We start from the raw sequence: 18,871 nt of genomic DNA, 5'->3' as shown, positions 1-18,871 counted from the left end.
TCTCTATTTTAGCGAATTTCTGCTTAAAAACAAAGTTGAATCCATCTGCTTTCGATTTTTTTCATAAAAAGATTCCCATGTTTTTCACAAGATCATGTTAAAATGTAAGTTAAGAGGGAGAATATAAAGGAGTTATGCAGATGTTAATTGCTTTGATGTTTATTTTGGCTTATCTTCTCGGCAGTATTCCATCCGGTCTCATTGTCGGGAAAGCTGCAAAGGGAATCGATATCCGTGAACATGGCAGCGGAAACCTAGGTGCAACGAATGCATTTCGTACACTTGGCATAAAAGCAGGGTCTATCGTTATTACAACTGATATCCTAAAAGGGACTCTTGCTTCAGCATTACCGTTTTTCATGCAGCTGGACATTCAACCCTTATTAGCAGGAGTGGCTGCCGTTATCGGTCATAGTTTTCCTGTTTTTGCAAAATTTAAAGGGGGAAAAGCAGTCGCTACATCAGGCGGCGTGCTGTTATTTTATGCCCCGTTCCTATTTATCACGATGATCGCTGCTTTTTTCTTATTTTTATACATTAGTAAATATGTTTCACTATCATCTATGCTGACCGGCATCTATACATTCATTTACAGCATATTCACCAAAGACTTATTCTTAATCATTGTTGTTGCCGTTCTTGCTGGCTTTGTGATCTACAGACACATCGCCAACCTCAAACGAATTCTCAACAAAACTGAACCGAAAATCAAATGGCTATAGCTGTTTCAACACTTTAAATATGTGGTAAAAGTAAAGAAGAGCTGTTTTTTTGCATCCTGCATTTTAATAAAACAGCATGACTTCAAAAAAGGGGCGATCACATTGAAATTAACGATAAAAGAAGATGCACTCAATTGGTACAAGGATGAATTAGATTTAGAAAAAGGTGATCAAGTTCGCTTTTTTGTTAGATATGGCGGGTGCAGTAATGTACAAAAAGGCTTTTCTCTCGGCGTCGCAAAAGATGAACCTCAAAATGCCGGCGCAACCGCTGAAATAGAAGGTATAACTTTCTTTATTGAGGAAAGTGATATTTGGTATTTTGACAACCATGATCTGCATATTAATTATAACGAGTCCGTGAAAGAACCAGAATTTCATTATGAATAAACAAAAAAGATACCTCATCCCTCGGGTATCTTTTTTGTTTTATACTTCAATATATAGCCCATACTCCTGAATATTTCCTAATGACCGCTCCTTTTGCAGGATTCTTTTTTGCGGATCTCCGATCAAGTCAAAGTGAGGAAACCCTGCGCGGTCATGAATCCATTCTTTTTTTAGTCCGTGCTTTTCTCCCCACTCAACTAGCTGATTCATATCCTGACAAGCTGCTTTTGTGACGGTATTGGCATTTGGAAAACGATCATCGAGCCAATAGTGTGTTAAAAAAGCAACTTTCCCTTGCTGGACAGCTGATTTCCAAGCGTTTAAATCACTTCGTTTAATCCCAAAAGCCATGAATTAAACCTGCTTCTTCGACTGTTCGTATACTTGATGCCAGGCAGGAAAGGCTTTTCTAAATTGAATAGGTCGAAAGGTATCTTTATCTACACAAATATGTGAGGTTGTCCCTGTAATCGCTGTTTGTCCATCAGGCTTTTGAATTTCGTAGCCATACACCGTTTTGAGACCATTATATTCTTCAATCCATGTGTGAACCATCGCTGTTTCACCATACAGCAATGGTTTTTTATATTGAACCTGCAAGTCTATAACAGGTGCAAGGACCCCATCTGCTTCTAGCTGCGCATAGGAAAATCCTAATTCTTTAATCAATGCTGTTCTGCCGACTTCCATCCAGATTAAATAATTGGCATGATACACAATGCCCATTTGATCTGTTTCTGCATAACGGACTTCTATTTCTTTTTTGGATATATACACGTTTTCATCGCTCTCCTATCAAAACCTAAGGTCTGTCACTGCCATTTTACCACATTCCAAATGGTTCTTCTAAAAAGAGGCAATAAAATAAACCAGGAATCCCTGGTTTATTCGGTATAGCTATTCTTTCTTGCCGCTTCCTCATCCTTGATCTCAGAACGCATCGCATCAATACTCATTTTGCGGTTTTCATTTTTTTGCTTGATCATTTGTTTTTCTGCCTCTGTCGAAAGGGCCATCGCTGCTTCAGATTCATCGATATTGTCAAGTGTGTTCTCAATCATATCTTGCAGCTTTTCAACATTATCAGAACGATCATCTGGATTGGATTGATATGACTCGTTATTCATGATGATTCCCCTCCTTATTCGCCCTTGGTCTGTATCACATCAGGCTGTTCATTTGATTTATTATGCATCTTTTTGCCTTTATTCCGTTTGTATGCTACAGGTTTTGTCCCTAAATGGTCTGGTGTAAACTGCGCTTGTTTATCATGCTCTCTACCCATCATTCATCCCTCCCTCTTCTTTAGGATGAACGAAATCGGATAATTCATAACTTATTTCTGTCTAAATCGCTCTTCCAACTTTTCTTCAAGCTGGTTTAAAAATTCCTCATTGCTTAATAATTCTTTTTTATTTTCAAGCACAAGCTCTTCAAATGTGCGGCGTTTTCTTCTTCTCATTCCACTCACCTCCAGTATATGTATGATTTCATTTTCGCCAAAACATTTAGAAAATAAGCAAAAGAGCTGAATCATTATAGATCCAGCTCTTTTTCAATATCTTTTTTGGTCAGCATTTGATGCTTTACAGACATGATGCGTCCCTTTTCATCTAATATGTATGTAGTTGGATATGATAGCACCTGATATCTTGCTTGAATGCCTTTTTGATCTAATAAAATAGGGAAGCTCAGCTTTAATTCTTCTGTAAAGGCTGCAACATGTTTCACGCTCTTTTCAGTGGTCGTTAAATTCACCGCCAGTACTTCGACTTGATCATTTTCGCTCCTAATCGCATCTAGATCCGGCATTTCCGTCCTGCATGGTTTACACCATGTTGCCCAGAAATTGAGGAGCACCTTTTTCCCTCGGTAATTAGATAACGACGCGGTTTTGCCGTCAAGGGTTTTCAGTTCAAAATCAGGGGCTTGATCCCCTTTTTCAAGACCAATTGAGGGCTCTTTTGGCCCAAATAAATTCCATGCAAGTAAACCAATCAACACAAGTAAAACAGCGCTTGCTATTCCTTTTTTCCACATGATTGATCCTCCACTATTTTAAAAAAGAAGAGAAAGCTGTCAGAAAGCCTTCTCTTCTTTGCTGTATTAGTTGCTTGCCAATTTTTCGCGAAGTACCATTTGAAGGATACCGCCATGACGATAGTAGTCAATTTCGACTTCACTGTCAAAACGAACAACCACTTCAAATGTTTTCTCGTTTCCATCTGTGTCAATTGCTTTCACAGTGACGAGATCACGCGGACGAACTGTTTCGTCAACATGAACTTCAAATGTTTCTGTTCCTGTTAGACCATGAGTTTCTGCACTTTCTCCGTCTTTAAACTGTAAAGGAAGTACTCCCATAAAGACAAGGTTACTTCTGTGGATACGCTCAAAGCTTTCAGCTAGAACAAATTTAATTCCAAGAAGGTTTGTTCCTTTTGCAGCCCAGTCACGTGAAGAACCCATTCCGTAGTCTTTACCAGCTAAGATGGCAAGACCTGTTCCATCTTCTTTATAACGCATGCATGCATCATAAATGGATGTCACTTCGCCAGTTGGCCAGTAGGTTGTATATCCGCCTTCTGTTCCTGGTGCAATTTGGTTCTTAATACGGATGTTTGCAAAAGTACCTCTCATCATGACATGGTGGTTACCACGGCGAGATCCATATGAGTTAAAGTCTCTAGGTGACACGCCTCTTTCTTGCAAGTATTTGCCCGCAGGTGTGTCCTTACCAATCGCTCCAGCAGGAGAAATGTGGTCAGTTGTGACAGAGTCACCAAACTTCGCAACAACGCGCAAGCCTTTAAGCGGTTCAACCTTACCAGGTTCAACTGATAGGTTTTCAAAGAATGGCGGGTTATCAATGTATGTGGAATTTTCATCCCATTTGTACAATGCATCATCTGTCGTTTTAATTTCATTCCAGCGGTCATTGTTGTCAAAAACAGTTTCATACTCTGAACGGAATAGCTCAGGTGTGACAGTGCTTTTAACGACGCTGTTGATTTCGTCCATTGATGGCCAAATGTCATTGAAATAAACGTTCTCGCCATTCTTATCGACACCGATAGGATCTTTTGTTAAATCAATATTTACCGTACCAGCAAGTGCATATGCCACAACTAATGGTGGAGATGCAAGGTAGTTCCCTTTCACAAGCGGATGGATACGACCTTCAAAGTTACGGTTACCTGATAAAACAGAAGTGATCAGGAGATCATTTTCAGAGACAGCATCTTCGATTTCTTTCGCAAGCGGTCCTGAGTTACCGATACAAGTTGTACAGCCATACCCTACAATGTTAAATCCGAGGTCTCTTAAATATGGAAGAAGTCCCGAGTTCACAAGGTATCCTGTTACAACTTTAGAACCAGGCGCTAGTGACGTTTTCACGTAGTTTGGTACCTTCATACCAAGCTCACTAGCTTTCTTCGCAACAAGACCTGCTCCGATTAAAACATATGGGTTTGATGTATTCGTACAGCTTGTAATTGCTGCAATTGCAATCGCACCTGTCTTCATAACAGCTTTTTCACCGTTTGAAAGATCAAATTCGATTTGTTTATCAAGTTCTGATTTATCTAAGCCAAACCCTTGGTTACCAGCTGGGCTTTCGATGTGTTTATGGAATGTTTCTTTCATGCCAGAAAGTGGAATCAAATCTTGTGGACGTTTTGGACCAGATAAGTTTGATTCAATTTTAGAAAGATCAATTTCCACAACATCAGTAAAAATTGGCTCTTCAGCATCTGGCGTATAGAATAAGCCATTTGCGCGAGAATATTCTTCAACGATATTAATTTGCTCTTCATCACGTCCAGTAAGGCGAAGGTAAGCAAGAGCTTCTTCGTCTACTGGGAAGAATCCGCAAGTAGCACCGTATTCTGGCGCCATGTTCGCAATTGTTGCACGATCCGCTAACGGCAGTTGTGCAACACCAGGTCCGAAGAACTCAACGAACTTGTTCACTACGCCTTTTTCACGTAGAACTTGTGTCACTTTTAATGCAAGGTCAGTTGCAGTCGTACCATTTGGAAGCTCTCCAACTAATTTAGCACCAATAACTTCTGGTACTGGGAAGTATGAAGGCTGACCAAGCATACCCGCTTCCGCTTCGATACCGCCAACACCCCATCCAAGTACACCGATACCGTTAATCATCGTTGTATGAGAGTCAGTACCAACTAATGTATCTGGGTAAGTAATGAGCTCGCCATCTTCTTCAACCGCATGAACAACACTTGCAAGATACTCTAAGTTCACTTGGTGAACAATCCCTGTTGCAGGCGGAACCGCTTGATAGTTGTTAAACGCTTTCTTTGCCCAGCTAAGGAAGTTATAACGCTCTGCGTTACGTTCAAATTCTAAATCCATGTTAATGTTTAATGCATCTTCAGTTCCAGCTTTATCAACTTGTACTGAGTGGTCAATAACAAGGTCAACTGGAATTTCAGGGTTGATTTTATCCGGATCCCCGCCCACATCTGCCATTGCTTTTCTTAAAGAAGCAAGGTCAACGACGGCTGGTACACCCGTGAAGTCTTGTAAAATTACACGAGAAGGTTTAAATGGAACATCAATTTCTTTTACCTCGGCAGTTCCCCATTTTGCCAGGTTTTCAACGTGTTCCTTCTTGATCACTCTACCGTCTACTTGGCGAAGCACTGATTCTAAAAGTACCTTAATGGAATAAGGCAGCTTAGAAACATTTCCGATTCCTTGTTTCTCAAGTGCTTCTAATGAATAATAGTGATATGTTTTCCCATTTGTCGAAAACGTTTTTCTAGATTGAAAAGCGTCTTGTTTAGCGACTTGCTGCTGTTTCGACATGTCCAAAATCCCCCTTTTGATGATCAAGATCAATTTCAATTCTCAGAAAAATCGTCGTATTTCACCACAATTTTCTCACAATTTCATCTTAAAACAAATTCATACATAAGTAAATAACAATGCTTTTATTAAATTCAATAAGTTTAACTTATCATCAGGAAATGATTACTCTTCATAAACGAAGCGGGGCGGGTTCATACTACAAATGAGGTGATAGAACATGACAAAACGCAAAGCAAACCATGTCATTGACGGCATGAACGCAGCCAAAAGCCAGGGTAATGGTGCAGGCTACACAGAAGATGATCAACTCGTTTTAACAGAAGAACAAAGACAAAACAATAAAAAACGAAAAAAGAACCAATAAGGAAGGAGCCAAACATCATGACCAATAAAAACACTGGGAAAGACATCCGTCAAAACTCTCCTAAGGAGCATCAAAGCGGACAGCCTGAGCCATTATCAGGCAGTAAAAAAGTAAAAAACCGCAACCATACAAGACAAAAGCACAATTCTCATCATGATATGTAAAACTTCTCCTCTCATCCCGTGACCAAACGGGATGTTTTAGGTCTTTCACACATTTCAGTCTTCATCATATGATTTATTATGAGATGTGATGGAGGAGTGTTTATGGAGAATGAAAAGCAATTGAATTCCTCTGATTTTCTTGAAATAGATGATTGGCTCAATGTCTTAATGGATGATCCATTTGCCTGGTATGATGAACGCCTCCCAATTGATCTTTATGAAACAAGCCGTGATTATATTATCGAGATCGATGTCTCCACCCTAACAATCACTGATGTAAAGCTGACCTTCGGTGGTCATGAGCTCACTTTGACTTGCACAGTTCAAAAACCAAATAATGAAGGCGAACAGGCAATTGAAAAAAGCGTAATGCTCCCCTTTTATTTAAATGACAAAGACATTGAAACAGATTATGAACATCGAATCATCTCGATTAAAATTAAAAAATGTTCAGACCATCCAAGCGGCGCATTTTCCTTTCAAATCCCGCACTTCAAACATTAAGAGCCCACCTGCATTGAGGTGGGCTCTCTTCCGTTCGTTTCAAGTCAATCCCTTTTGCGAATCACCATGGCCAAATAGTAGAATCGCTATATGATAATGTATTCTTTTTCTACTAAATGGTTTGGGTCATTCTAGTAAATGGGCAGCTCTCAACGAAAAGGGGCGTTTATAGAGATGAGAGATATACATTTTTGTTATTTTCTTCTATCATCTCTTCATGTAAAATAAAATAGAGAGATAAGGGGTATAAGGGGTGAGAACATGTTAAGCGGCTGGTTTTTGTGGTTCATTTTATTTTGGGGAACAGTGATGATCGGATTACTCGCAATCGGTGGCTTTTTTATGTTTCGCAAATTTTTAAAACGATTGCCAAAGGAAGATGGGAAATCAGAACTTGATTGGCAGGATGAATATATTCAAAAGAGCCTTCACCTGTGGCGGGATGAAGACAAAAAGCTGTTGAATGAACTCGTATTACCTGTTCCAGAGCTGTTTAGAGATGTGGCTAAAGAAAAAATTGCAGGTAAAATTGGCGAATTGGCATTAAAAGAACAGGCGCCCAGCATTAACTTAGACTTAATCATTCGCGGTTATATTATCGCTACACCGAAGCGGGATCATAAGTTTTTACTGAAGCGCCTTCAAGAAAAAAACATTGATCACTCGCCATATGAATCGTTATTAAAATAACCTCCTTTTTAAAAGGAGGTTTAATTCATTTGAATCTGCTGGGGATCTAATTGTTTAGAAAGCTTTCTAAACGACAAATACATGGCAACTCGCCAAGGCACAATCATGCCAAACGCAAGAATCCAAAACATCCCGCTTAACGAACCATAATCAATAGAAGAACTCAGGATGGTCTTCATCCCGATACGAAGGACAAGAAGTCCAATGAGAATGAACACAAATGCTTTTGACCGCTTTAAGTAAATGTCATTGCCTCTAATTTCAAACTTCGAAGTTTTGATTAAAAAGATGGAGAAAAACATCCCCACAGTGATCGCTTCTAGAAATTCAGCTCCTGTTACTCGAAATATAGGCACAAAAAACATCAGTGCACCAGTGCTCATGAAAATAGGAGGTAAAATAATTTTTTTCGCAGTTGCAGGTTTTGCAGATGACTTAATGCGAATAAACATGACGGCCACCGCCATACATACCGCAATTATAGAAGAGATCAAGATCATCATATCAAATCAGTCCTTTATTCTTTAAGGTCAGCCTATGTATAATATACTCCAATTGACGAAAAAAAACCATTCGCCGCGACTGTAGAAAACGATTTCAAAAGCCTGTAAAACCGCCAAACAATGATGAAAACATAATGATAATCCATGTCAGAAGATCAAAGAACAGTAAAATCCCTACCACAATCATGATAACCCCGCCCACTCTCATGATGAGCTGCTGGCGCTTTCTGATCCACGCCATTTTTGTGATAAAAAAAGAAAGAACAAAAAACGGGACGGCAAAGCCAAATACATACGCAATCATATACGGGACAGCGGACTCAGGATTGTTACCGGCGAGTGCGATAACAGCAGATAAAATAGGTCCTGTACAAGGTGTCCATCCAGCAGCAAAGCCCATTCCGATGAGAATGGATCCAAAAAAACCTGCGGGACGATTTTTGAACTGCATTCTCTTCTCTCCCATGAGGAAAGACGGCTTAAATACACCAAGAATCATAAATCCAAAGAAAATAATAAGGATGGCTCCAATTTGACGAATTGCTTGATGGTAATCATAAAAAAACTTCCCAACAAACGATGTCCCAAAGCCAATCGCAATAAATATAATAGAGAACCCAATCAAAAAGAATAATGTATGAAGCAGACTCCTTCTTCTCAGCATCACCTTCTCAGATTTCACTTCATCTATACTAACGCCCGTAATATACGATAAGAACGCTGGATAAAGCGGCAGACAGCACGGTGAAATAAAAGAAAGAAATCCTGCTCCAAATGCTAAAAAGTAATTCAAATCTGTCAAAAGAACACCCCCCTTCTTACAATATACAATAAGAGATGACAAAATCATTTCATTTTTTTTACATCATCCCAATAAAGATGGTCTATTCTCTTAAAACCTTATATAATTTAATTTGACATCAAGATAACGAATCCTTTAAATTTGAAAATAAACCTTAAAATGGATATAATAGAATCGATTCTTTTTATCAAGATTTGCATGAAAGGAACATGACTTTGGTAAAAACATCATTATTAACTCAAATCGAAGAAAAAAGAGAAGAGCTGATGAAAGTTGTCTTGCATAATGGGATGACGTCAACAGTGACCATCGAACATAGCCAGCAGCTAGATCATCTCCTCTTACAATATCAACGACACTTACACTCAAACTCAGCCAACTAATTAATCATATTTCATGATATCAATCATCCCGCACAATTTTTAAAACAGTTGATATGTGTGACCATAAACGAAACGAAAACCTCTGATCACAGAGGTTTTTTGTTTTTTCACATGGGCTTTGACGCCATAATAAAAACCACCTTCCCTGCTTCATTCATGCAAGTACAGTGGTTTTAAGCGTCTGATGAAGGTGAATTAAATAAAGAAAGGACAACGCTTGTCCAATCTTTATAACCATGTTCCATCTATGATCATAATATCGTACGTATTATTTCGCTTGGTTGTTCATGGCTTTCATCATTTGATTGATTTTCTTCTGGGACGGTTTCATGCCCATTTGCATCATCATCATTCGAAGCATTTGTTCATTAATCGGTGGATTCTTTTTCAAATAGCTCATCATATACTTACGAGCAATAAAGAATCCGAGTGCAACTCCTGCAAGCAGTGCAACAACGCCTACAAGGATGACAACCCATAAATCCATAATTCTTCCTCCTTCATGTTGTCTCGTATAAAGTGTACTAAACAAAAGGCTATTATACAACATTTCACGTTCAATTTTATTTTTTTAAACAAAATTCCTCGCTTTTACCGGATTGAGCCACCCGTGCTTCTTTGAACTGAAGTCCATCGCGAGGAAGCAAGGACTAATTTTTCTCAGCACTTCAAAAAATACCGCTTCTGCCTCATAACTGCCGGTGGCAGACATTTGAATATAACGGTCTTTTATAATAAATGCTGCAGTTCCTTTTCCATCTGGTAAAGAAGCGCTGTATATCGAGCCTATTTGTGTATAGTGAATGTTCGTTAGGTTATTCATTAAACGCTGGTGCATATGAAAAGCAGGGATTCGTTTCGTCACGTAATCCACTTGCTTCACAAGCATGACTAACTCATCATCAGTACGGTTCGTCCAGTGTAATGACTCAAACAAATGAAACAAAATCGATTCTCTGCCAAAATAGTGATGCGCAAATTCATCCTCAATCCAATAAATATAATAATGGCGTTCCATGTCTATCCCTTCCTTTCACATTTCGTCAATCTCGTTTATTGCTTGTATTATACAAAAATGTGAAAGAAAGAATTGTCTATATATGAAGCAAGAAGAAACTAGTTTTGTCAAAAAAACAAGAAAAAAGAAAAAAGTTTGCAGAGCGGATGAAAATGCCCTGCAAACAGATAGCAAAAAAGCGTGATGCTTGGAGATCGATTATTTATTTAGCTTCGCTTTCACACGGCTGACCACATTGCTGACAGTAAATCCGTATTGTTCGATAATGGTTTCACCTGGTGCAGAAGCGCCAAATTTATCAATTGCAATCACATCACCATCAAGGCCAGTATAACGCTCCCAGCCAAGTGAAGCACCCATTTCAATCGCAATACGTGCACGTACTGCTTTAGGAAGAACGGATTCTTTGTATTCGTCTGACTGCTGATCGAAACGATCCCATGCAGGAAGGCTGACAACAGACGCACGGATACCCTCTTTTTCAAGCGCCTTTTGCGCTTCAATGGCTAAACCAACTTCAGATCCTGAAGCGAGTAGAAGTGCTTCTGGCTGTGCATCAGCTGCTTCAACTACAACGTATCCACCTTTTTCTACTCCCTCATATGCCTTCTCAGGTGTCTGGTCAATCGTTGGAAGGTTTTGACGAGTAAGAACTAGTGCTGTCGGCTTATCCGTTGAAGATACAGCAAGTTTCCACGCTGCAGCTGTTTCATTTCCATCCGCTGGGCGAATGACTGAAAGGTTAGGCATCGCACGCAATGAAGCAAGCTGTTCAACCGGCTCATGCGTCGGACCATCTTCACCAACAGCAATACTATCATGAGTAAAGACGTATGTGACTGGAAGCCCCATTAGAGCAGCAAGACGGATAGCTGGTCTTAAGTAATCTGAGAAAACAAAGAACGTTCCGCCGAATACACGAAGTCCGCCGTGAAGTGCCATACCATTGAGCGCCGCACCCATTGCAAATTCTCTGACACCAAACCAAATATTCTTGCCAGCATAATTATTTTTACCAAAGTCGTCTGTGTTTTTAATCGTTGTTTTATTTGATCCAGCGAGATCAGCAGATCCACCAATAAAGAAAGGAACTTGCTTCGCAATGCCGTTTAATACTTCGCCTGAAGAAGCACGAGAGGCAAGGCTTGAACCTGCTTCATAAACAGGAACCTCTTGATCCCAATTCTCAGGAAGCTTTCCTTCAATCGCAAGCTTCAGCTGTGCTGCAAGCTCTGGATATTCTTTTTCGTATTGCTCAAATAGCTCATTCCAAGCTGCTTCTTTTTTCTGACCAGCGTCTTTGACAGCTTCTTTGAAATGATCGTACACTTCAGAAGGTACATGGAAATCTTCTTCAAACGTCCAAGAGTAAGCATCCTTCGTCAATTTAGCTTCCTCACTGCCAAGCGGTGCACCATGCACACCAGACGTTCCCGCACGGTTTGGCGAACCGAAACCGATCGTTGTTTTCACTTCGATTAATGTAGGTTTGTCTGTGTTTTGTTTCGCTTTTTCAATAGCAGCCGTAACTTCTTCAATGTTGTTGCCGTCTTTCACGTAAAGAACTTCCCAGTTCATCGCTTCAAAACGATTCTTCACATTTTCAGAGAATGAACGATCTAGGTCGCCATCTAAAGAAATATCATTTGAATCATAAAGAACGATTAAACGGCCTAAGCCCAAATGACCAGCAAGTGAAGCAGCTTCAGAGGAAATTCCCTCCATTAAGTCTCCATCTCCACAAATGCTGTATGTATAGTGATCTACAACATTAAAGTTGTCTTTGTTATACGTTTCCGCAAGATGTCTTTCTGCAAGTGCCATCCCTACTGCCATTGCAATTCCCTGACCTAAAGGACCTGTTGTGGCATCTACGCCTTCTGTATGTCCAAATTCAGGATGTCCAGGTGTTTTGCTTCCCCATTGGCGGAATTGTTTTAAATCTTCGATGCTCAGGTTGTATCCGCTTAAATGAAGCATGCTATATAGAAGCATAGAACCATGTCCTGCAGATAAAACAAAGCGATCTCTGTTAAACCAATTTGGATTTTGCGGACTTACGTTTAAGTGATTCGTCCATAAAGCGTATGCCATTGGTGCAGCACCCATCGGCATTCCAGGGTGACCGGAATTCGCTTTTTCAATTGCGTCTATGGAGAGAGTACGTATTGTTGCAATAGATTTCAATTCAATCGTTTCCATATAAATCCCCTTCCGTATCTTGTGTACACCATTATCATAAATCTACTGTCCTTTTTTCACAACTATTTCACGCTGAAAAAGAAGGATTTTATCACATTTAGTTTATCGATCACCTAAAAAGTTATGCAAATATGAAAAAAGACGAGAATAATCTTCCCATCTTTTCAAAATTCAAGAAACCAAAGCATTAATGAAGGTTTTGATCTCTTTCTCTCTTTAATTTTTCTGGTGTGACATCGTTTCCTTCCGGGTCAACGATTTTTACGGTTTTAAGTGTATTTTTCATAGAAGAACGAAAAGCCTTTAAATACTCTTCTCTCAACTGCTTTTGTTCAGTTTTCTCTGCGTCTGATAAACCGGTCTCTTTCGACTTTTTTGAAAGCTCATTTATTCTTGCAAGCTGTTCTTTAGAAATCATGACAAACTCCTTTAAAGCATTTTCTCTACATACTACTAAATATCCATCACTTTGACAACAAATCACGCTTTAGGTGGTAAGGCCATTTTCATATTCTTGATACCTTCTATGCACCGTTGCTTTTGAAATGTCAAAACCTAATGCCTGAAGAGTTGCAGCAATTTCGGCGAAAGTCATGTTGTTTTTTCTTAATCGAACAATTTCTGAAATCGGTACTTCAATACGCTCACGGCCAGGTGCATGATTCTGCTGCCTTAAATTCAGTTCAGGCTGGTATCCGCGCTCAACAGCCCTTTTCATTCCCCGCTTGATTTTCAGGTTATGAATTTTCCTTTGGTACTCTTCAACTACTCCAACAATCTCAATGACCATTTCATCTGCTTCTGAAAGCTCAAGCTCTCCTCTATGAAAAACGCTGTACACCTTTACGTTCTCTTTAAATAGACAATGGAGAAGCGCAATTTTTGCTTGTCCTCTTCCAAGGCGTGTTTCATCTTGGATAAGAACAGCATCAATTGACTCTTCCTTCAGTGCAGCAAGCATTTCAAACACACCATCACGATCAAGATCGTATCCACTTGCTTTCTCTTTGATGACTTTGGCTACATTCATCTTGTGCATGGCTGCCAAAGCGAGCAGTTCTTCTTCTTGTCTTTTCAGCGAGGTTTCCTGCTCTTCTTTGACAGTGCTTACTCGCGCATAAATAATTGCGTTCATGCCTTCAATCGACCTTTCTACTGTACTGTTGCAAGCTGATATACGACTGGATGCTCTTTTTTGACGGGTATGACAAGAATGTCTCCAGGCTTGATTTCAGTTGAAGCAAGATTATTGTGTTCGGTTACCCAGTCAATAAATGCATTTTTGTCGATTGATTTGCTGTCGTTTACTTGGTCAGCTAATCCCCAAAGAGTATCACCTGATTGAACCTCTATTTTAACATACTGATTTGAATCATTATGGCTTGTGACTGCAATAAGTGAGAGAAATATGCCAACGATGAATGAGAATACCCCAATAAAAATAATAGATTCTTTTAACCTCATAATGTCATCTCTCCTAATAGAATATGCGTTCGCTCTTTCTGTCACTCATTATAAATACGAACAAACGTTTCTGTCAAACGTTTTTTTCGAACCTATGTTTGTACTGTTAGGAAAAACATGCTATAATTTCTTTAAAATTGACGTTTTGAGGTGCAAATGATGACGAAGCTATCAAAAAGACAACTCGATATCCTGAAATTCATCAAAGATGAAGTAAAAAGCAAGGGTTATCCCCCATCCGTTCGTGAAATTGGAGAAGCTGTCGGTCTAGCATCCAGTTCAACAGTCCATGGACATTTAGCTAGACTAGAAACGAAGGGTTTAATTAGAAGAGACCCGACAAAACCTAGAGCGATCGAAGTACTAGATGAAGAGGAAATGAATATCCCAAAGAGTGCTGTAATGAACGTTCCAGTCATCGGAAAAGTAACAGCCGGTCTGCCTATCACGGCTGTTGAAAATGTAGAAGAATACTTCCCTCTTCCAGAGACATTTGCAGCACCAGATGAACAAGTGTTTATGCTTGAAATTATGGGAGAAAGTATGATTGATGCAGGTATTTTGGACAAGGACTATGTCATTGTGCGTCAGCAAAGCACCGCTAACAATGGTGATATTGTCGTCGCCATGACAGAGGAAGATGAAGCGACAGTGAAACGTTTTTATAAAGAAGATACACACTTTAGATTACAGCCAGAGAATCCATCAATGGAACCGATTATTTTACAGAATGTGAGTATACTAGGTAAAGTGATTGGTGTTTTTCGAAATATTCATTAAAAAAAGCCGGTATTTCATCATCTGCTGATGAGAACCGGCTTTTTCTTTTATCCACAAGAATATGCAAGAATACTTGAACTTGGGAAGGAACCAAATGTAAAGTTCGGCCATATAAAACCAGTAGTTCGGCCAAATGGCTGTGACGAAAGGATATACATTAAAAATACTTGACCGTTTCTCATTAATACAATCGTCCACCTTCTATTACATCCCGCTGCAAATTGTACAGCTTGATGGCCACCGCCAACACCTTGCCCAGATATAAGAGACTGCATACTTTGTGGCTGAGAGAGTGCTTGCTGATACTGCGAAATGATATGCTGCGGCGGTGCCGGCGGTGCTGAGTGTCCGCCTGAACCTTGCCCTGGCCAAGTGCCTCCTCCTCCGATCGGAAACCCAGGAAACCCTCCACCTTGAGGAATACCAACAGATGGCAATCCTTGCATCTGCCTATCATAGGAGTACCCATTCCATACACCTTCATACGGATGATACATATTAAACACCACTTTCTTTAGACATTCATCACGACAGTATATGTCATAAATAAAAAAGAGTGTTAAACGTCTAAATAGAAATTTTTCCAAAAGACGTTTCATTCTTCTTTAGAACGGTTAAATAATTATTAAGAAGAAAAATAAAAAAAATGAAAACTTTTTGTCTTCCTCAAACGTTATATAAATAGAAACAAAAGAAATAAAAAACATTTAGATTTAATACTTGTAATATCACTGTAATTATTGTAACATTTGTAACATAAGAAGTTTTCATTGAGAAAAGGAGGCAATCGCCTTGAAAAAATTATTTGTTTTATTAACTGCTATTATGCTTATGATCTCATTACAAACGACAACATTGGCCGCTTCCAAAAAATCAGCTCCTTTGACAAATAAAGAAGCGTTACATATTGCCCTTGATGCACGAGAACACTTTTGGAGTGCAATGTCAGGCTACAAAATTAAAGAGCATTCTAATTACAAATTAAAATCATTTAGCTATAAAGACATGACGTACAACTATCTTTCTAAAACGTTTGATACAAAGAAAAAATTAAACATCTACCTATCTCAAGTTTTCACAAATGATGCCATCAAACATGGTTTAAAAGACTATCAGTTCATTGTTCATAAAGGCAAAATGGCAGTTCCAGTCGGTGATGGAGACAACATGCTCAATTGGGAAAAAGCTACGCCTAAACTTGTCTCTAAGAAACAAACGGTCCGCACATATGAGTTCACTGTCCCAACACTTGATGGACGCAAAGTAAAACGAACTGTAACGTACGAAAAAGTACAAAAAGATTGGAAAGTCACAAAAATTGACGCTGTCATCTAAATAAAAAACCAGGCCCTTGAATCGGCCTGGTTTTTATATTGGAGAAAATTCAGTCATGCGATCCAGCGCATGAGCAAGTGATGATGCTGTGCGAAACTCATTAAAAGGAAGCCCTAGCTGCACAGCTGTTTGAGCAATTTCTGGTCTGATTCCTGAAATGGTCGTCTCCACCCCAATTAATCGAAGTGACGTGACAAGATCAAAGATTTGATGAGCCACCATTGTATCAATAATGACAACGCCCGATAGGTCAATACATAAATGCTGAACGTCTTTTTGCGAGCACTGTTTTAACGTATTTTCTAAAATAATCTTTGCTCTCGCTGTATCAATGTCACCTACTAAAGGTAATAACGCAATCTGGCTTTTTAAGACAATCACCGGAGAGCTCAGTTCGTAAATCATATCTCTTTGAGCAACGAGCTTCTTCGTTGTATTTTTCACATATTCCTGGATAAACACATGGATTGAAATATTAAACGCTTCGGAAATTAAATCATACCAATAAAAAATGCGGTCAATATCAATGTCACCTTGACGCTGTTTAATAAATTCTTTTAAATAATGCAGAACGACTCTTTGATTCGACATGTATTCTCTCACGACATAGTCTAATGGTGTATTTAAATGCTTCGGATCACTGGCTAAATCCTCAGACCATTTTTTAAATTCAGTATATAAATACGTCTTATCTTCAATAATAGCACGTATAAAATGCTGGTAATAATCTTGATTCTGCCGTTTTAGTTCTGCGATGATGCTGGAATCTGTTGAACGATATATTGATTCTGGATCATCGTCCTCAATTGAGTCATACCATGTTTCAGTCAGCTTCTCTGCATGCTGCATAAAAAAGTCGTATAATGCACGGTTCTTATCCATAAGCATATGTCCCTTCACATTTTCTTCTTGTCAGTCTTTGTACTTTATAGACTGATTGTACCACTGAATCTTTTTTCCCTGCCAGCTCGGATACGCTCTGATCATATACAAAAAAGGCCCCTGCTTGAGAGGTGCCTTTTTCTCACATTTATTTCACAATGAATAATATTCTTTTCCCATCCGGAAACCCACTAATTTGGTGTCCAACCCATGAGCCGGCTCCCCTATTATCAGATGGACTGACATATTGAACGCTTGCGCCCTTTCCTCCCTCAAGACAAACCGCCATCGGCCACTCATCCCGGTCAAAGCCAGGTTTAGTCGGTATTCCTTTTAATGATTCTTGCCTGCGGGCATCTGCTCCATTCCTGTCAATGGTACACACATCTGAATGCCCTTTTTGAATGGCTTCTTGAATATGACTGCCTGTTTCAGGATACCGATCCTTTGGAAATTGAATGACATGATCATATCGATCAGCCCCTTTTACTGCCTGGCTCTCTCCAAATCCACTGAACAACATGGCCATCCATATCAAAAAACATAAGGCGAAAACAGCGATCCAGCCTCTCCTCATCCGTGACCTCCCCATCTCAAATTGACTTTAAGGAAATGCGTCATTTTAATGTATGAGTGGTTTACGGAGGACATGTGAAAAAAATGATAAGGCTGACAATCTCAAATCTCTGAGGTTAGATATATGAAAACCAACGAATCTAATCACACAAAAAAGCTTGTCCCCTATAAAGGGGACAAGCTTTATACTCTATTTTTTATTGTGCTTTCGCATAGTTGATAAACTCAACAAAGGCAGCTGTTGCTTTTGGCCCGCCATTAATCGTTCCATTTGAATACCCAGCGTTATGGACTCCAACGATTTGCTGATTCTGATCTAGCATGGCAGAGCCTGAATTTCCGCTAAATGTATCAATCGTATAATATGCTAAATTCGTATCTTCCCTCGTTACAGGGCCTGACATCTCCCACTGTGACACTTTGCCAGTCGATCTCATTTTATCACCAGGATACCCTGAGATTTTTATGGTTGTCCCAGTCAAGTTTGTCACCTGACGGATCGATCGGTAGCCGACCGTATTGCCTATATTCGTATCAGTTTTGATCACCGCAAAGTCATATTGGCTTGCGCCAGTATTAATATACCCGCTTGGCACATAGAATTCAGTCATTTTTGCTGAACCGTTCACCGCAGTACTTTCATCCATACCAGGATATACAGTCCCTTTTGCACTATAGCTTCTCGATGCTGTATTGTACACGCAGTGTCCGTTTGTCAAAATTTTGTTAGGAGCAATGAGTGTCCCCGTGCAGCTGGAGCCGCCAAATGTAATATAAGCTATCGAATTGTATGGTGCCACTCTTGTATTTGCTACTTTTGTTCTACCATCGTCTCCAATGACGACTTTTGTTTGAAAGTCTTTTAAATATTTTGTGAGAGGTTTTACTTTTTCGCCAACAGTAGAAGAAAGGTCATCCACTTTATCAAAGGATGAAGGGGCTTTCGTTTCATTGTGGAAATCACTTGAAGAGATCACTTTTCCATCAGAAGTCACCATGTCATAATCAGACGTTAGTACTGAATCCGATTCGGCATGGGCAAAACTAGGCACACTTAAAGCACCAAAAACGAGTAGAGAAGGGAGTAACATTTTCACCTTTTTCATCATATTCCTCCTTTATGTCCTATATCAAAAATCATACGATTGTTTCATATTGGAGTAAATGAGAGAATATTCTTATTTTTTACAAAATATTTCTTTTCTAAATTAGGTGTTTTGTATCTTCTCAACTTTCATTCTATCGCTCTCTTT

General features: G+C 39.4%; 28 protein-coding genes. 9 read left to right on the top strand and 19 right to left on the bottom strand.

From position 1 onward, the window contains the following. The first annotated feature begins 140 nt into the window (after nt 1-140). Both plsY and AKG37_RS04735 read left to right on the top strand, forming a co-directional pair. Nucleotides 141-722, top strand: a complete 582-nt coding sequence (plsY, locus tag AKG37_RS04740) for a glycerol-3-phosphate 1-O-acyltransferase PlsY (RefSeq protein WP_060697809.1) — start codon at nt 141-143, stop codon at nt 720-722. Nucleotides 723-824: 102 nt separating this feature from the next. Beyond that, nucleotides 825-1,112: a HesB/YadR/YfhF family protein gene (locus AKG37_RS04735; protein ID WP_060697808.1), complete on the top strand. Its 288-nt coding sequence runs from the start codon at nt 825-827 to the stop codon at nt 1,110-1,112. Nucleotides 1,113-1,151: 39 nt separating this feature from the next. Here AKG37_RS04735 and AKG37_RS04730 read toward each other — a convergent pair whose 3' ends face one another. The 7 genes from AKG37_RS04730 to acnA all read right to left on the bottom strand — a co-directional run bounded on the left by AKG37_RS04730 (nt 1,152) and on the right by acnA (nt 5,948). Next, the gene (locus AKG37_RS04730) at nt 1,152-1,463 is read right to left on the bottom strand and encodes a hypothetical protein (RefSeq protein WP_060697807.1); all 312 of its coding nucleotides are present in this window, start codon (nt 1,461-1,463) and stop codon (nt 1,152-1,154) included. Nucleotides 1,464-1,466: 3 nt separating this feature from the next. Beyond that, nucleotides 1,467-1,889, bottom strand: coding sequence for an acyl-CoA thioesterase (locus AKG37_RS04725; protein ID WP_060697806.1), 423 nt, complete (start codon nt 1,887-1,889; stop codon nt 1,467-1,469). Nucleotides 1,890-1,996: 107 nt separating this feature from the next. Then, nucleotides 1,997-2,239, bottom strand: coding sequence for a small acid-soluble spore protein Tlp (gene tlp / locus AKG37_RS04720; RefSeq protein ID WP_060697805.1), 243 nt, complete (start codon nt 2,237-2,239; stop codon nt 1,997-1,999). A gap of 14 nt (nt 2,240-2,253) precedes the next feature. Next, the gene (locus AKG37_RS04715) at nt 2,254-2,397 is read right to left on the bottom strand and encodes an acid-soluble spore protein N (protein WP_008357830.1); all 144 of its coding nucleotides are present in this window, start codon (nt 2,395-2,397) and stop codon (nt 2,254-2,256) included. A 51-nt stretch (nt 2,398-2,448) separates the two neighbouring features. Beyond that, entirely contained in the window at nt 2,449-2,574 is a 126-nt protein-coding gene (locus tag AKG37_RS18430) for an FbpB family small basic protein (RefSeq protein ID WP_003211002.1), read from the bottom strand. Between the two features lie 74 nt (nt 2,575-2,648). After that, nucleotides 2,649-3,152, bottom strand: coding sequence for a TlpA family protein disulfide reductase (locus AKG37_RS04705; protein ID WP_060697803.1), 504 nt, complete (start codon nt 3,150-3,152; stop codon nt 2,649-2,651). Nucleotides 3,153-3,218: 66 nt separating this feature from the next. Then, nucleotides 3,219-5,948, bottom strand: a complete 2,730-nt coding sequence (gene acnA / locus AKG37_RS04700) for an aconitate hydratase AcnA (RefSeq protein WP_060697802.1) — start codon at nt 5,946-5,948, stop codon at nt 3,219-3,221. 220 nt (nt 5,949-6,168) lie between these two features. Here acnA and sspO point away from each other — a divergent pair, with 220 nt between their 5' ends. From sspO to AKG37_RS04680, 4 genes are all read left to right on the top strand, one after another. Further along, the gene (gene sspO / locus AKG37_RS04695) at nt 6,169-6,315 is read left to right on the top strand and encodes a small acid-soluble spore protein O (RefSeq protein ID WP_039178922.1); all 147 of its coding nucleotides are present in this window, start codon (nt 6,169-6,171) and stop codon (nt 6,313-6,315) included. Between the two features lie 17 nt (nt 6,316-6,332). Next, nucleotides 6,333-6,479 (top strand): small acid-soluble spore protein P, encoded by a 147-nt coding sequence (locus tag AKG37_RS04690; protein WP_012010105.1) that lies wholly within the window; start codon nt 6,333-6,335, stop codon nt 6,477-6,479. A 102-nt stretch (nt 6,480-6,581) separates the two neighbouring features. Next, complete coding sequence (locus AKG37_RS04685; protein WP_060697801.1) at nt 6,582-6,983, top strand: Hsp20/alpha crystallin family protein; 402 nt, start codon at nt 6,582-6,584, stop codon at nt 6,981-6,983. 261 nt (nt 6,984-7,244) lie between these two features. Then, on the top strand, nt 7,245-7,673 hold the full coding sequence (locus AKG37_RS04680; RefSeq protein WP_060697800.1) for a DUF2621 domain-containing protein: 429 nt from the start codon (nt 7,245-7,247) through the stop codon (nt 7,671-7,673). 20 nt (nt 7,674-7,693) lie between these two features. Here the strand turns inward: AKG37_RS04680 and AKG37_RS04675 are convergent, their stop codons facing one another. Further along, on the bottom strand, nt 7,694-8,176 hold the full coding sequence (locus AKG37_RS04675; RefSeq protein ID WP_024427085.1) for a CcdC family protein: 483 nt from the start codon (nt 8,174-8,176) through the stop codon (nt 7,694-7,696). Between the two features lie 94 nt (nt 8,177-8,270). Then, on the bottom strand, nt 8,271-8,978 hold the full coding sequence (locus AKG37_RS04670) for a cytochrome c biogenesis protein CcdA (protein ID WP_060697799.1): 708 nt from the start codon (nt 8,976-8,978) through the stop codon (nt 8,271-8,273). Between the two features lie 209 nt (nt 8,979-9,187). Between AKG37_RS04670 and AKG37_RS04665 the strand changes: the two genes are divergently transcribed. Beyond that, nucleotides 9,188-9,361, top strand: coding sequence for an aspartyl-phosphate phosphatase Spo0E family protein (locus tag AKG37_RS04665; protein ID WP_369810454.1), 174 nt, complete (start codon nt 9,188-9,190; stop codon nt 9,359-9,361). A gap of 268 nt (nt 9,362-9,629) precedes the next feature. Here the strand turns inward: AKG37_RS04665 and AKG37_RS04660 are convergent, their stop codons facing one another. The 6 genes from AKG37_RS04660 to yneA all read right to left on the bottom strand — a co-directional run bounded on the left by AKG37_RS04660 (nt 9,630) and on the right by yneA (nt 14,045). Beyond that, nucleotides 9,630-9,848, bottom strand: coding sequence for a YneF family protein (locus AKG37_RS04660; RefSeq protein WP_003212379.1), 219 nt, complete (start codon nt 9,846-9,848; stop codon nt 9,630-9,632). Between the two features lie 84 nt (nt 9,849-9,932). Further along, nucleotides 9,933-10,379 carry a sporulation inhibitor of replication protein SirA gene (sirA, locus tag AKG37_RS04655; RefSeq protein WP_060697798.1) on the bottom strand — a complete coding sequence of 149 codons (447 nt, stop codon included), beginning with the start codon at nt 10,377-10,379 and terminating at the stop codon, nt 9,933-9,935. 198 nt (nt 10,380-10,577) lie between these two features. After that, complete coding sequence (gene tkt / locus AKG37_RS04650; protein WP_060697797.1) at nt 10,578-12,581, bottom strand: transketolase; 2,004 nt, start codon at nt 12,579-12,581, stop codon at nt 10,578-10,580. Between the two features lie 187 nt (nt 12,582-12,768). Further along, nucleotides 12,769-12,999, bottom strand: coding sequence for a DUF896 domain-containing protein (locus AKG37_RS04645; protein ID WP_039167715.1), 231 nt, complete (start codon nt 12,997-12,999; stop codon nt 12,769-12,771). 69 nt (nt 13,000-13,068) lie between these two features. Beyond that, nucleotides 13,069-13,716 carry a YneB family resolvase-like protein gene (locus AKG37_RS04640; RefSeq protein ID WP_060697796.1) on the bottom strand — a complete coding sequence of 216 codons (648 nt, stop codon included), beginning with the start codon at nt 13,714-13,716 and terminating at the stop codon, nt 13,069-13,071. A gap of 17 nt (nt 13,717-13,733) precedes the next feature. After that, nucleotides 13,734-14,045 (bottom strand): cell division suppressor protein YneA, encoded by a 312-nt coding sequence (yneA, locus tag AKG37_RS04635; RefSeq protein WP_060697795.1) that lies wholly within the window; start codon nt 14,043-14,045, stop codon nt 13,734-13,736. 159 nt (nt 14,046-14,204) lie between these two features. On the opposite strand from yneA, the gene lexA reads away from it, so the two are divergent. Continuing rightward, nucleotides 14,205-14,825 (top strand): transcriptional repressor LexA, encoded by a 621-nt coding sequence (gene lexA / locus AKG37_RS04630; RefSeq protein WP_024425129.1) that lies wholly within the window; start codon nt 14,205-14,207, stop codon nt 14,823-14,825. A 47-nt stretch (nt 14,826-14,872) separates the two neighbouring features. Here lexA and AKG37_RS04625 read toward each other — a convergent pair whose 3' ends face one another. Then, nucleotides 14,873-15,322, bottom strand: coding sequence for a hypothetical protein (locus AKG37_RS04625; RefSeq protein ID WP_060697794.1), 450 nt, complete (start codon nt 15,320-15,322; stop codon nt 14,873-14,875). 295 nt (nt 15,323-15,617) lie between these two features. Between AKG37_RS04625 and AKG37_RS04620 the strand changes: the two genes are divergently transcribed. Then, on the top strand, nt 15,618-16,160 hold the full coding sequence (locus AKG37_RS04620; protein ID WP_060697793.1) for an IseA DL-endopeptidase inhibitor family protein: 543 nt from the start codon (nt 15,618-15,620) through the stop codon (nt 16,158-16,160). Nucleotides 16,161-16,193: 33 nt separating this feature from the next. Here AKG37_RS04620 and AKG37_RS04615 read toward each other — a convergent pair whose 3' ends face one another. From AKG37_RS04615 to AKG37_RS04605, 3 genes are all read right to left on the bottom strand, one after another. Next, nucleotides 16,194-17,042: an STAS domain-containing protein gene (locus tag AKG37_RS04615; protein ID WP_060697792.1), complete on the bottom strand. Its 849-nt coding sequence runs from the start codon at nt 17,040-17,042 to the stop codon at nt 16,194-16,196. Nucleotides 17,043-17,190: 148 nt separating this feature from the next. Then, nucleotides 17,191-17,571, bottom strand: coding sequence for a NucA/NucB deoxyribonuclease domain-containing protein (locus tag AKG37_RS04610; RefSeq protein ID WP_060697831.1), 381 nt, complete (start codon nt 17,569-17,571; stop codon nt 17,191-17,193). A 244-nt stretch (nt 17,572-17,815) separates the two neighbouring features. Beyond that, on the bottom strand, nt 17,816-18,724 hold the full coding sequence (locus AKG37_RS04605) for a trypsin-like serine peptidase (protein WP_060697791.1): 909 nt from the start codon (nt 18,722-18,724) through the stop codon (nt 17,816-17,818). Nucleotides 18,725-18,871: the final 147 nt, after the last annotated feature.

Source organism: Bacillus australimaris (assembly GCF_001307105.1).
GTDB classification, from domain to species: Bacteria; Bacillota; Bacilli; order Bacillales; family Bacillaceae; genus Bacillus; species Bacillus australimaris.
Note: the sequence above shows the minus strand (reverse complement) of the source record. Positions and strands in the feature narration are given on the sequence as shown.